Raw genomic sequence first — 11891 nt, 5'->3', positions numbered from 1 at the left:
GACGCTTCGACGCCGATGGCCCGGGCCCCGCAGGGGTGCCGGGCCATCGGCGTGTGCGCCGCCCTCCGTAGGAGGCGCCAGGGCCGGGTGAGGCGGCGGCGGGCGCGGGGTCTTACGCTCGTCGCATGAGCCGGCCGCCCACGTTCACTCCCCCGCCCCGCACCCGCGCCCTCCAGTTGTCGACGCGGCGCGGCCACTTCGCCGTGCTCGACGCGCGCCCCGAGGGGACACCACGGGGCACCGCCCTTCTGCTGCCCGGATTCACCGGCAGTAAGGAGGACTTCATCGCGATGCTGGAGCCGCTCACCGCGGCCGGCTACCGGGCCGTCGCCGTGGACGGCCGCGGGCAGTACGAGTCCGACGGCCCCGACTCCCAAGAGGCTTACGCCCAGGAGGAGTTGGCGGCGGACGTGCTGGCGCAGGCGGAGGCGGTCGGCACACCGGTCCATCTGGTGGGGCACTCGCTGGGCGGGCAGATCGCCCGCGCGGCCGTCCTGACGGACGCCGAGCCGTTCCTGACGCTGACGCTGATCTCCTCGGGCCCCGCGCGCATCGCCCCCTCCCAGCAGGAGCGGGTACGGCTGCTGAGCGAGGCCCTGGTGCTCACCCACAGGGACATGGAGCGGGTCTGGGAGGGCATCCAGGCGATGGAGCCGCCGGAGGAGACGGATGTCGACGGTGGCAGCGCGGATCTGCGCCGCCGCTGGCTGCGCCACAACCCCGCCCAACTGATCGCCACGGGGCGGCAGTTGACGGTGGAGCCGGACCGGGTCGCCGAGCTGGCCGCTGTCCGGCCGCTGCCCAAGCATGTGGTGTCGGGCGAGCGGGACGACACCTGGCCGGTGCCGTTGCTCGACGACATGGCGCGCCGGCTGGACGCCCGCCGGACCGTGATCGAGGGCGCGGAGCACTCACCGAACACCGATCAGCCGCCGCGTACGGCCGCCGCGCTCAGCGCCTTCTGGGACGACAGCCGCCAGGGCCGGGCACCGATCTGAGCACGCGGCTCAGAACTGCGCCTCCAGGTGCTGCCAGAACCCGTCGCGCAGCGCCCGTCGCAGTACGGCGTGCCCGCGCAGCGACCGCTGCAGCAGCTTCTCCGCCTCGATCAGGAGGTCCTGGTCCACCGGCCCCGGCAGATACGGATGGCCGGGCAGCAGCTCCGCCATCGCCACCCGCCCGCGCCCGACCAGCCAGGTCGCGGCGATCTGCGCGCCGATGAAGCGCACCTGTTCGCGCGAGGGCGGCGGATCGCCCTCGTTCTCGTACGTGGTGACCGGCCGCCGTGTCACGTACGGCTTCCAGAAGTCGAGGTCGAAGGTCCGCTGGCTGTCGACCTCCCAGAGAAGCGGCTCGGCCTGGTTGCGCCCGTCGCCGGCCTCGATGCCCCAGAGGTGGACACGTGCGCCGTACCCCTGCGCGGCCTCGACGGCGGACACCAGGTCCTCGTCACCGCCCACCAGCGCGGCGTCGCTGATGGCGCGGTGCCTGGCGAGCGATTCGAGATCCGTGCGGATCAGTGAGTCGACGCCCTTCTGCTGATTGTTGGCGTTGAGATTGCCGAGCCGGACCTTGACGTCGGGCAGTTCGGCGATGGACTGCTGCTCGGGCGTGTGGATACGCCGCCGCGCGCCGTCGTACCAGTAGACCCGCAGCAGCCTGCTGTCCGCGAATATCGTGCGCGCCTTGTCGATGAACGCCTCGATGAGCCCTTCGGCGTCGAGATCGAAGGCCCGCCGGTCCTCGGTCCCCGCTACAAGTAATCCGGCTGCCGCGTAGACGTAACCCGCGTCGACGAAAATGGCGTGCGTGGACGGTGTCTTCGCGACCTCGGCGAGCATCCGCTGGAGCAGTTCGTTCGTGCGCTCCAGGCGGGCGCCGACCTCGGCGATGTCGGGGTTGATCTCTGCCTCGCTCATACGTGGTCCATTCTCCGTGGACGCGACTGTACCCGCCAGTAGTTAGCCAACCGAAAAATTTCCTTAGTGTAGGGAATGTTTGCAGAGGGCAAGGCGTTGTGGCCTTATGTAATCAACGATGGGCTACCCGTCACACACAGTTCTCCTACGGAGGATCAGACGAAGGGAGAAGCGATATGCGCTTCGAAATCATGCGACTGAACGATGCTGACGGCACCGCCGTCGACAGCACCGTCGTGGACGCCGCCTCCGTCAATCAGATCGTGCAGCAGGCCGCCTCAACAGGGCAGCGCCTCTATATCCGACCGGCCGTCACCACGGCCTCATAATTTCCGGATCCATCGGATCCACTGATCGGCACCTGTCGAGACGCCCCCGTACGGACCATCCGTGCGGGGGCGCTTTGGTGTCACGCACCCTGGACGACCTGGGTGACGCCGTTGATGATCTGCTGTACGGCGATGGCCGAGAGCATCATTCCGGCGAGCCTGGTCACCAGCACCACACCGCCGTCCTTGATCAACCGGATGATCACCAGCGAGTAGCGCATCGTCAGCCAGAGCACGGCGTGCATCGCCACGATCGCCGCCCACACCGACACCTGCGCCGCGGCGCCGTCGGCGTGCTGCACGGCGAGGATGACGGAGACGATCGCGCCGGGGCCGGCCAGGAGCGGCATGCCGAGCGGTACGAGGGCGACGTTGACGTCCTTCGTCTGCTTGGGTTCGTCGGTCTTGCCGGTGAGCAGATCCAGCGCGATGAGCAGCAGGAGCAGTCCGCCGGCGATCATCAGCGCGGGGACGGACACATGCAGATAGTCGAGGATCTGCTGGCCGAGGAGGCCGAAGACGGTGATCACACCGAAGGCGACGGCCACCGCCTGCCAGGCCATCCTGCGCTGGACCTTGGCGGGGCGCCCGGAGGTGAGGGCGAGGAAGATCGGCGTGATCCCGGGCGGGTCCATGATCACGAAGAGGGTCAGGAAGAGGGAACCGAAAACGGCGGTGTCGAACACGGTGTGGCCTTGCGAGGAGTGGGCGGATGGCGCGGGGGACGCGGTGAGCGCGTGCTGTACGGGTCGCTCAGGTCCTGTCCGTCGCCGGACAGGACCTACGCCTGTCCGCCCGTGCCGGGGACCGGGAACGCGCCCGAGGCGCGCCGGACGATCTCGCCGTAGATCTCCGGGTCGGTGCTGTACTCCCCGAGCCGGACGGTCTTCCGGCTGCCGTGGTAGTCGCTGGAGCCGGTGGTGAGCAGGCCCAGCTCGGCGGCGAGTCCGCGCAGCCGGGCGCGCGTGGGCTCGTCGTGGTTCATGTGGTCGACCTCGACGCCGTCGAGTCCCGCCTCCGCCAGCCGTACGAGCGCCGCCTCGGCCACGACCGCGCCACGGGTCACGGCCAGCGGATGCGCGATGACGGTGACGCCGCCGGCGGCCTTGACCAGCCGGACCGCCTCGAAGGGGTCCAGCTCGTGCCGGGGTACGTGCACCCGGCCGTGGTCGGAGAGCCACTGGGAGGTGAACGCCTCGTCGACCGAGTCCACGATGCCCAGCTCGACGAGCGCCGACGCGACGTGCGGGCGGCCGATCGAGCCGTCCCCGGCGATCCGGGCGACCTGTTCCCAGGTGATCGGCACGCCGAGTTCCTGGAGCTTGGCCACCATCGCCCGCGCGCGCGGCACCCGGTCGTCGCGCACCAGCTCACGCTCGCGCAGCAGTTGGGGCTCGTCGGGGTCGAAGAGGTACGCCAGCATGTGCAGGCTCACACCGTCGGCCCGGCAGGACAGCTCGGCGCCGGTGACAAGGGTGAGGCCGCTGTCCAGTTCGGCGAGGGCCTTGAGCGCCTCGGCATGGCCCCGGGTCGTGTCGTGGTCGGTGAGCGCGACGACGTCCAGACCCGCGGCGGCCGCGTTGCGTACCAGCTCGGCCGGGGTGTCCGTACCGTCCGACGCCGTGGAGTGGGTGTGCAGATCGATGCGCACGACGCGTACTCCAAGGGCTCGGACCGGCAGGGGACGGTCCAGGATAACGGGCGTACGGGGGCCTCCCGGACGGTCGGGCCCCGGCCCGGGGGCGGACTCTCAGCTCAGCAGACGCGGGGACAGCGCCCCGCACGGCAGCAGGTCCACCTCGGCGCCCGCGTCCCGCAGATCGGTGAGCACCAGCTCGTCGTACATCAGCAGCCCCGTCTGCTCCGGCCAGACGATCGCCCAGAGCCACAGCCCGAGCGCCTCGCCCGCGAAGACCGCGCGGTCCGGCGGCGCCTCGGGCACATGCCAGAGGGGGGTGGGGCGGCCGGCGGCCAGCAGTTTGGCGTGCGGGGGCTTGTCGACGCAGATGTGCGGGCCCGGGTCCGGCCCGTCGATCCCCGCGTACCGCGCCCCGAGTCCGACGCCCAGCTCCTCGGCGACCAGCAGCAGCTCCCCCGAGCCGCCGAGCGGGCCCGGTCCCGAGCACGCGACGGCGGTGGCCCGGCCGCCGCTGCGGTCGTCGCCCGCGTACGCCACACCGGTGTAGAGCCAGCCGACGGGGAGCGGCCACGGCATCCAGACGGGGACGCGGGCGCGGTTCACCACGACCCCGAGGGCTTCGACGCTGGGCGGTATGACCGGCTGCATCGGATGCACCGTGCCGTGGGTGTCGCACTGCCAGGAGTCGGCGAAGAGACCGGGCGCCCTGACCCGGCCACCGCACTTCGGGCAACCTGGTTCGCCCCTCATGGGGCCCAACGGTCCTCCCCGGTCGACGCCCCGTCAAGGACGATCACCCGTCCGGCACAGAACCGCGGCAAATACCGGCGGCCTGTACGAGACGGGTACTCCTCCGGGCGGCGTAGGGGGTTCAGGGGCTCACGAGGTGTTACGCGTAGACCGCCGGTCCGGCGCGGCGCCCGTCCGGCGGGATCGTCAGTCCAGCGCGACCGAGCCGCGCAGCGGGTCGCGCAGGTCCGTCCCGTGCGCCAGCCACCGCTCCTGGAGCGCCTGCGCGCCCTTGACCCGCTTCCACGCGGCCTCGTTGGGCGTCATCGGGAGCAGCGGCAGAAACCGTACGGGTTCGAGCGGCGCGTCCAGTTCCAGGTCGGGAACCAGTCCGCCGGACTCCGCGACGAGCACGGAGCTGAACGGCGCGCCCGGCCACAGGGGTTCACCGACCTCCAGCGAGGCGCCGGCGGCCACGACCAGCCCCTCGACCTGGGGCGACGCGGCCAGTACGGCGAGGGGGCGCAGCACCTTGTCGGTGTCGGCGAGCCCGGCGCGTACGGACAGGATCAGCTCGGCGCGCGGCCCCCGCGCCGGGTCGGGGACGACGACCGTCGGGTCGGCCATCGGCCGCGCGGACATCCCCAGCGTGGCGTACCGCACGACGGCGCCGCCGTCGGAGTCCGGTGACTCCCCGGGGTCGAGGAATCGCAGCACCTCGACGCGGTCCGTGCCCACGAACGTCATCGCGGCGCGCGCGTCCGGTTCGCCGAGAGCCGTACGCAACCGGGCCTCGACCAGAGAAAGAACTTCTGCCATCCGGTGAGCATAGAACGCCGTCTTAACGGGCAAGAGACCAAATTGGCCCCGATCGGCTGCTAGTCTGGGCCGCCGGTCGGGACAGCGCGCTGAGCGTCGCTCTCCAGTCCCGACACACGTCATCCCCTACGGGGGACCGGCAGGAGGAGGTGGGGCTGCGGTGGATCGAAGTCACCCGGCCAGTACCAGCCGCTCTTCCTCGCGCTGTACCGCCTCTCTCATCTGAGGCCCTGCCCCGTACAGGCCCGCGGCATGTCGCACGACGGAAGAGCACTGCACCAGCACTGTTTTGCCTGTCTGTAGCGAACGCCGTCACCGCGTCCTCGCGGTGCCGCCCGCTTTGCGGACGTATGCGCGCAACGTCGTGGCCCGTCATGTCACGCCGTTTCCGATGTCGTGTCGGCACGTACGCGCGTCACGTCCCCGTTCCGGGCTGCGCCACGCCCCGCCGACGGCCTCTCCGTGAGGAGCCAGCCATGTCGATGATCCGTGACCTGCGTGCGGCGGTCCGTCCGTCCCTGCGCAAGAGCAACACCGCCTACAGCACGTACGACTCCACCCGTGACCCCTCGGCGTCCAGCGCCGTCGTCGACTGCGCCGTCTACCGCGACGGCCGCCGGGTGAAGGACGAGCCGTGCCTCACCCCGCACGAGGCGATGCTGGAGGTGCGCAGGCGCGGCGGCTTCGCCTGGATCGGCCTGCATGAGCCGACCGAGGCCGAATTCGCCGGTATCGCCGAGGAGTTCGGGCTGCACCCGCTCGCCGTCGAGGACGCCGTGCACGCCCACCAGCGGCCCAAGCTGGAGCGGTACGACGACACCCTCTTCGCCGTCTTCAAGACCATCCACTACGTCGAGCACGCCGAACTCACCGCGACCAGCGAGGTCGTGGAGACCGGCGAGGTCATGTGCTTCACCGGCCGGGACTTCGTCATCACCGTGCGGCACGGCGGCAAGGGCTCGCTGCGCGCGCTGCGGCACCGGCTGGAGGACGACACCGAACTCCTCGCCAAAGGGCCGTCGTCCGTCCTGCACTCCATCGCCGACCATGTGGTCGACGGATACATCGCGGTGGCCGCCGCAGTGCAGGACGACATCGACGAGGTCGAGATCGCCGTGTTCTCGGCGCCCGCCAAGGGCAGCCCGCCGGGCTCCGACGCGGGACGGATCTATCAACTAAAGCGCGAGGTGCTGGAGTTCAAGCGGGCCGTGGCGCCGCTGCTGCGCCCGATGCAGCTGCTGAGCGAGCGTCCGATGCGGCTGGTCGAACCCGACGTACAGAAGTACTTCCGCGACGTCGCCGACCACCTGGCCAGGGTGCACGAGGAGGTCATCGGCTTCGACGAGCTGCTCAACTCGATCCTCCAGGCCAATCTGGCGCAGGCGACCGTCGCGCAGAACGAGGACATGCGCAAGATCACGTCCTGGGCGGCGATCATCGCCGTACCGACGGCGGTCTGCGGCGTCTACGGCATGAACTTCGAGCACATGCCCGAACTCGGATGGAAGTACGGCTACCCGATGGTGCTGTGCGGCATCGCCGTCGTCTGTCTCTCCATCCACCGGACGCTGAAGCGCAACGGGTGGCTGTAGGGCCCGGGGTGGCAGGGCCTGGGGCCGGTTCGCCGACACCCCCTAGGCTGCCGGGCATGACAGAAACCGCTCCCGGCCCATCGCTCCTCGGCAAGGCGCTCGTCGAGGAGGCCACCAAGAAGTCCGGCCTCATCTGGGTGCGGGGCACGGGCGCGCCCGCCCGTGCCCTGTGGCACGTCTGGCTCGACGGCGCCGCGCTGATCGTCGGGGACGGCGACGGCGAGCAGCCCCTGCCGGGGCTGGTCGACGGCTCCACCGCCGACGTGACCGTACGGAGCAAGGACAAGGGCGGGCGGCTGGTGGCCTGGACCGCGTCCGTCACCGAACTCGCTCCTCGTACGGAGGCGTGGGAGAGCGCTGTCGCCGAGCTGAAGGGCAAGCGGCTGAACGCGCCGGACTTCGACGAGATGACGGACCGCTGGGCGCGCGAGTCGCGGGTGCTGCGTCTGGAGCCGCGTGACGCGATCACCGACCTGCCGCAGGACTCGCAGGCGGCGGTGCCCCTGCCGACGTCCGCGACGACGCGTCAGCCGGCCCCGGCGGCCGTGCCTCGACTGCTGTTCAAGCGCAAGAAGAAAGCCTGACGGGTGCCGGGCGGACTCAGGCGCCCGCGCGGACTCGGGCGCCCGGGCGGACTCAGGTGCTCGGCAGCGTGCTGCCGTAGTCCACCATCGCGCCCTTGGCCGGCGCCTCCAGGGGGAAGTCCTTGCCCCAGTCGCTGAGCGTGAGCGTCCCCGCGTCACCCGCGCGGGCCAGTTGCAGCGGGTACGGCGTACCTTCCAGCGACACGTTCAGCGAGCCGCCCGCGCCTCCGCTGCCGTTGACCGTGATGGTGCGTACGCCGCCGATCTCGGTACGGTCGCCCTTGCCGCGCTTGCCGTGCAGCCCCAGCAGCCCGTCGAGCAGCACGCTCTTGTCGGTGAAGCCCCGCAGCTGGTCGTAGGCCGGATCGTCCTCGGGGACCTTCACGTACTTGTCGTCGAGCTTGTCGGCGGCCTCGGCGTCGGCCTCGCTGGGCGTACCGCCCGACCCGCCCTCGCCGCCCTTGTCGTCCGCGTGGCTCCAGAAGTCCGCGTCCGCCTTCAGGAACAGCTCGTCCTCGACGCGCAGCAGCTCGAACGTGCCGCCGGTCTTGGAGCTGACCGATCCGGTCCCGCCGGCCTCCTTGAGCGACATGTTGAGCTTGTACGTCTGCCCGTCGGTGACGACCGTGCCGGCCAGGCGCACCGCGTCCGCGCTCTCCGCCGCCGTCTTCGCCTTCTTCTCGATCCCGGCGGCCGACAGTTTGCCGACGCCGTTCGTCCCCGCGTCCGGATCCTCGTCGCTGCCGCACGCCGTGAGCGCGACGGTCATCCCGACGCAGAGAGCCACGGGAATCGCGGCCCGGCAAAGTCGGGCGGAGGACCGAAGAAGGGTCACGAACGCACTGCCTCTCATGCGTGACGGGGGACGGCAGACCGCAGCGTACCCGTGCCGACCACGGCCATCGACAACGAGCCCCGGCGACGGATCGCCCGTACCGTACGGACGGATCCGCCAGGGCGGCACGGAGCGGTACGGGCTAGCCTGAACCCGTTGTCGCGGTCGATACGGGGACAGTCACGGGCGTCACGGTCAGGGCCGCCGGCAGCACACACCGACAGAGACAGACATACAGAGACAGACGGACGGACAGTCGCGAACAGGCGCGGACTGTCGCGGTCGGTCGTGGACAGGGAGGAGCGCATGATGGCGTCGGGCGCCTCCCGGGTCTTCGTCTCGCACCTCGCCGGTGTGCCGGTCTTCGACCCCAACGGTGACCAGGTGGGACGGGTACGCGACCTCGTGGCGATGCTGCGCGTCGGCGGCCGTCCGCCCCGGGTGCTCGGCATGGTCGTCGAAGTACTCAGCCGGCACCGGATCTTCCTGCCGATGACCCGCATCACGGGCGTCGCCTCGGGTCAGGTGATCACGACGGGCGTGGTCAACATGCGGCGCTTCGAGCAACGGCCCACCGAGCGGCTGGTCCTGGGCGAGCTGCTCGACCGCCGCGTACAGCTCGTGGAGAACGACGAGCAGGTGACCGTCCTCGATGTCGCCGTGCAGCAGCTGCCCGCCCGCCGCGAGTGGGAGATCGGAAAGGTCTTCGTCCGGCGCGGCAAGGCCGGCGCGCTGCGGCGGCGCGGCGAGACGCTGACCGTCGACTGGTCGGCGGTCACCGGCTTCACGCTGGAGGAGGACGGCCAGGGCGCGGAGAACCTCGTCGCGACCTTCGAGCGGCTGCGCCCCGCCGACCTGGCCAACGTGCTGCACCATCTGACGCCGAAGCGGCGCGCGGAGGTGGCGGCGGCCCTCGACGACGACCGGCTCGCCGACGTCCTGGAGGAGCTGCCGGAGGACGACCAGGTGGAGATCCTGGGCAAGCTGAAGGACGACCGGGCCGCCGACGTCCTGGAGGCGATGGACCCGGACGACGCGGCCGACCTGCTCTCCGAGCTGCCCGAGGAGGACAAGGAGCGGCTGCTGGCGCTGATGCGGCCCGACGACGCCGCCGATGTGCGCCGGCTGCTGGCGTACGAGGAGCGGACCGCGGGCGGCCTGATGACCACCGAGCCGATCGTGCTGCGGCCGGACGCGACGGTCGCCGACGCGCTGGCGCGGGTGCGCCGGCAGACCCTCTCGCCCGCGCTGGCCGCGCAGGTCTACGTGTGCCGGGCGCCGGACGAGACACCGACGGGCAAGTACCTGGGCACCGTGCACTTCCAACGACTGCTGCGCGACCCGCCGTTCACGCTGGTCGGCTCGATCGTGGAGAGCGACCTGCCGCCGCTGTCGCCCGATACGCCGCTGCCCGAGATCACCGGGTATCTCGCCACGTACAACATGGTGGCGGCGCCGGTCGTGGACGAGAGCGGTTCACTGCTCGGCGCCGTGACCGTCGACGACGTCCTGGACCACCTGCTGCCCGACGACTGGCGGGAGACCGGGTTCCACGGCCTGGAGGAGGCCGCGAGTGGCCACTGAGCGCGCGGACAAGGAGGCGGCGAGGGAAAGGGCCGCGGCGGTCTCGGGAGCGAGCGCCGTGGCGCGTGGGCCGCGCGGACGGCTCGACCAGCCGCGCACCCCGAGGCGCCGGCTGCTGCCGGACTACGACCCCGAGGCTTTCGCCCGGCTCTCGGAGCGGATCGCGCGGTTCCTCGGGACGGGACGCTTCATCGTCTGGATGACGCTGACGATCATCGTGTGGGTGCTGTGGAACATCTTCGCGCCCCCGGCGGTGCGTTTCGACGAATACCCGTTCATCTTCCTGACGCTGGCGCTGTCCCTCCAGGCCTCGTACGCGGCCCCGTTGATCCTGCTGGCGCAGAACCGCCAGGACGACCGGGACCGGGTCACCCAGGAGCAGGAGCGCAAGCAGAACGAGCGCTCCATCGCCGACACCGAGTATCTGACCCGTGAGATCGCCTCGCTGCGGATGGGACTCGGCGAGGTCGCCACCCGCGACTGGATCCGTTCCGAGCTGCAGGACCTGGTGCGGGACCTCGCCGAGCAGCATGTCCTGCTGCCCGCCGAACCGACGCGCGGACGTGACGAAGCCGACCACCCGGAGCACTGACGCGCTTTCCGGGGTGTGCGCGCCGCGCCGTACCATCTCCCTATGGCTACCGACACGCACGGAACCGTCGCTCCCGCGGAAGACGCGGTACGCGCAGCACTGGCGACGGTGAACGACCCCGAGATCCACCGGCCGATCACCGACCTCGGCATGGTCAAATCGGTCGATATCGGGGCGGACGGCGCGGTGGCTGTCACGATCTATCTCACGGTGTCCGGCTGTCCCATGCGCGAGACGATCACCACGAATGTGACGGAGGCCGTCGCCTCGGTCGCCGGCGTCACCCATGTCGACGTCACGCTCGACGTGATGAGCGACGAGCAGCGCAAGGACCTGGCCACGTCACTGCGTGGCGGTACGGCCGAGCGCGAGGTCCCCTTCGCCAAGCCCGGCTCGCTGACCCGGGTGTACGCGGTGGCGTCGGGCAAGGGCGGTGTCGGCAAGTCGTCGGTGACGGTCAACCTGGCCGCGGCGATGGCCGCCGACGGTCTGAAGGTCGGCGTCGTCGACGCGGACATCTACGGGCACAGCGTGCCCCGCATGCTGGGGGCCGACGGGAAGCCCACCCAGGTCGAGAACATGATCATGCCGCCGTCGGCGCACGGCGTGAAGGTCATCTCGATCGGCATGTTCACCCCGGGCAACTCCCCGGTGGTGTGGCGCGGACCGATGCTGCACCGGGCGCTCCAGCAGTTCCTGGCCGATGTGTACTGGGGCGATCTGGACGTCCTGCTGCTCGACCTGCCGCCGGGGACGGGCGACATCGCGATCTCGGTGGCACAGCTCGTGCCGAACGCCGAGATCCTGGTGGTCACCACGCCGCAGCAGGCCGCCGCGGAGGTCGCGGAGCGGGCCGGGTCCATCGCCGTACAGACCCATCAGAAGATCGTCGGCGTGGTCGAGAACATGGCGGGCCTGCCGTGCCCGCACTGCGACGAGATCATCGACGTGTTCGGGACGGGCGGCGGCCAGCGGGTCGCCGACGGGCTGACGAAGACGACCGGCGCCTCGGTGCCGGTGCTCGGCGCGATCCCGATCGACGTACGGCTGCGGGAGGGCGGCGACGACGGCAAGCCCGTCGTGCTCTCCGACCCCGACTCCCCCGCGGGCGCGGCGCTGCGGTCGATCGCGGGCAAGCTGGGCGGCCGGCAGCGCGGACTGGCGGGCATGACGCTGGGGCTGACGCCGCGTAACAAGTTCTGAGTGTTCCGAGGCAGTTGTATCCGAGGCAGTTTCTGAGGCAGTTGTAAGGGGCGCCCGCCATTGGCG

At 70.9% G+C, this 11891-nt stretch carries 13 protein-coding genes; 7 read left to right on the top strand and 6 right to left on the bottom strand.

The genetic code is table 11. The features are described from left to right. Nucleotides 1-125: 125 nt before the first annotated feature. Nucleotides 126-998, top strand: a complete 873-nt coding sequence (locus ACFUN8_RS34805; RefSeq protein WP_383646737.1) for an alpha/beta fold hydrolase — start codon at nt 126-128, stop codon at nt 996-998. A 9-nt stretch (nt 999-1007) separates the two neighbouring features. On the opposite strand, the gene ACFUN8_RS34800 is transcribed toward ACFUN8_RS34805, so the two are convergent. Further along, nucleotides 1008-1919, bottom strand: a complete 912-nt coding sequence (locus ACFUN8_RS34800; RefSeq protein ID WP_382571798.1) for an NYN domain-containing protein — start codon at nt 1917-1919, stop codon at nt 1008-1010. A gap of 176 nt (nt 1920-2095) precedes the next feature. On the opposite strand from ACFUN8_RS34800, the gene ACFUN8_RS34795 reads away from it, so the two are divergent. Next, the gene (locus tag ACFUN8_RS34795) at nt 2096-2248 is read left to right on the top strand and encodes a hypothetical protein (protein ID WP_187280063.1); all 153 of its coding nucleotides are present in this window, start codon (nt 2096-2098) and stop codon (nt 2246-2248) included. A gap of 80 nt (nt 2249-2328) precedes the next feature. Here the strand turns inward: ACFUN8_RS34795 and ACFUN8_RS34790 are convergent, their stop codons facing one another. The 4 genes from ACFUN8_RS34790 to ACFUN8_RS34775 all read right to left on the bottom strand — a co-directional run bounded on the left by ACFUN8_RS34790 (nt 2329) and on the right by ACFUN8_RS34775 (nt 5435). Further along, nucleotides 2329-2934, bottom strand: coding sequence for a MarC family protein (locus ACFUN8_RS34790; protein ID WP_383646734.1), 606 nt, complete (start codon nt 2932-2934; stop codon nt 2329-2331). Nucleotides 2935-3029: 95 nt separating this feature from the next. Beyond that, the gene (locus tag ACFUN8_RS34785; protein WP_383646731.1) at nt 3030-3899 is read right to left on the bottom strand and encodes a PHP domain-containing protein; all 870 of its coding nucleotides are present in this window, start codon (nt 3897-3899) and stop codon (nt 3030-3032) included. A 99-nt stretch (nt 3900-3998) separates the two neighbouring features. After that, entirely contained in the window at nt 3999-4637 is a 639-nt protein-coding gene (locus ACFUN8_RS34780; protein ID WP_383646728.1) for a DUF6758 family protein, read from the bottom strand. A 186-nt stretch (nt 4638-4823) separates the two neighbouring features. Next, nucleotides 4824-5435 carry a suppressor of fused domain protein gene (locus ACFUN8_RS34775; RefSeq protein WP_383646726.1) on the bottom strand — a complete coding sequence of 204 codons (612 nt, stop codon included), beginning with the start codon at nt 5433-5435 and terminating at the stop codon, nt 4824-4826. A 476-nt stretch (nt 5436-5911) separates the two neighbouring features. On the opposite strand from ACFUN8_RS34775, the gene ACFUN8_RS34770 reads away from it, so the two are divergent. Both ACFUN8_RS34770 and ACFUN8_RS34765 read left to right on the top strand, forming a co-directional pair. After that, nucleotides 5912-7027, top strand: a complete 1116-nt coding sequence (locus ACFUN8_RS34770; protein WP_383646723.1) for a magnesium and cobalt transport protein CorA — start codon at nt 5912-5914, stop codon at nt 7025-7027. A 56-nt stretch (nt 7028-7083) separates the two neighbouring features. Further along, a complete protein-coding gene (locus ACFUN8_RS34765; protein WP_383646720.1) occupies nt 7084-7611 on the top strand; it encodes a hypothetical protein in 528 nt (175 codons plus the stop codon). A gap of 52 nt (nt 7612-7663) precedes the next feature. Here the strand turns inward: ACFUN8_RS34765 and ACFUN8_RS34760 are convergent, their stop codons facing one another. Next, nucleotides 7664-8380 carry a hypothetical protein gene (locus ACFUN8_RS34760; RefSeq protein WP_383646717.1) on the bottom strand — a complete coding sequence of 239 codons (717 nt, stop codon included), beginning with the start codon at nt 8378-8380 and terminating at the stop codon, nt 7664-7666. A 375-nt stretch (nt 8381-8755) separates the two neighbouring features. Between ACFUN8_RS34760 and ACFUN8_RS34755 the strand changes: the two genes are divergently transcribed. From ACFUN8_RS34755 to ACFUN8_RS34745, 3 genes are read left to right on the top strand one after another with little or no spacing between them, the layout of a single operon-like run. Further along, on the top strand, nt 8756-10030 hold the full coding sequence (locus tag ACFUN8_RS34755; protein WP_382571827.1) for a magnesium transporter MgtE N-terminal domain-containing protein: 1275 nt from the start codon (nt 8756-8758) through the stop codon (nt 10028-10030). After that, nucleotides 10020-10622, top strand: coding sequence for a DUF1003 domain-containing protein (locus ACFUN8_RS34750; RefSeq protein ID WP_383646714.1), 603 nt, complete (start codon nt 10020-10022; stop codon nt 10620-10622). Before ACFUN8_RS34755 ends, ACFUN8_RS34750 begins: the two co-directional genes overlap by 11 nt. Nucleotides 10623-10664: 42 nt before the next feature. Further along, nucleotides 10665-11825 carry an Mrp/NBP35 family ATP-binding protein gene (locus ACFUN8_RS34745; protein ID WP_382571808.1) on the top strand — a complete coding sequence of 387 codons (1161 nt, stop codon included), beginning with the start codon at nt 10665-10667 and terminating at the stop codon, nt 11823-11825. Nucleotides 11826-11891: the final 66 nt, after the last annotated feature.

The organism is Streptomyces sp. NPDC057307 (genome assembly GCF_042667665.1).
In the GTDB taxonomy this organism is placed as follows: Bacteria; Actinomycetota; Actinomycetes; order Streptomycetales; family Streptomycetaceae; genus Streptomyces.
Note: the sequence above shows the minus strand (reverse complement) of the source record. Positions and strands in the feature narration are given on the sequence as shown.

What these genes read in the sequence shown, in the direction of transcription:
- ACFUN8_RS34805 (WP_383646737.1), top strand. Translation starts at nt 126, where the DNA reads ATGAGCCGGCCGCCCACGTTCACTCCCCCGCCCCGCACCCGCGCCCTC.
- ACFUN8_RS34800 (WP_382571798.1), bottom strand. Translation starts at nt 1,919, where the DNA reads ATGAGCGAGGCAGAGATCAACCCCGACATCGCCGAGGTCGGCGCCCGC.
- ACFUN8_RS34795 (WP_187280063.1), top strand. Translation starts at nt 2,096, where the DNA reads ATGCGCTTCGAAATCATGCGACTGAACGATGCTGACGGCACCGCCGTC.
- ACFUN8_RS34780 (WP_383646728.1), bottom strand. Translation starts at nt 4,637, where the DNA reads ATGAGGGGCGAACCAGGTTGCCCGAAGTGCGGTGGCCGGGTCAGGGCG.
- ACFUN8_RS34775 (WP_383646726.1), bottom strand. Translation starts at nt 5,435, where the DNA reads ATGGCAGAAGTTCTTTCTCTGGTCGAGGCCCGGTTGCGTACGGCTCTC.
- ACFUN8_RS34770 (WP_383646723.1), top strand. Translation starts at nt 5,912, where the DNA reads ATGTCGATGATCCGTGACCTGCGTGCGGCGGTCCGTCCGTCCCTGCGC.
- ACFUN8_RS34765 (WP_383646720.1), top strand. Translation starts at nt 7,084, where the DNA reads ATGACAGAAACCGCTCCCGGCCCATCGCTCCTCGGCAAGGCGCTCGTC.
- ACFUN8_RS34760 (WP_383646717.1), bottom strand. Translation starts at nt 8,380, where the DNA reads ATGACCGTCGCGCTCACGGCGTGCGGCAGCGACGAGGATCCGGACGCG.
- ACFUN8_RS34755 (WP_382571827.1), top strand. Translation starts at nt 8,756, where the DNA reads ATGGCGTCGGGCGCCTCCCGGGTCTTCGTCTCGCACCTCGCCGGTGTG.
- ACFUN8_RS34745 (WP_382571808.1), top strand. Translation starts at nt 10,665, where the DNA reads ATGGCTACCGACACGCACGGAACCGTCGCTCCCGCGGAAGACGCGGTA.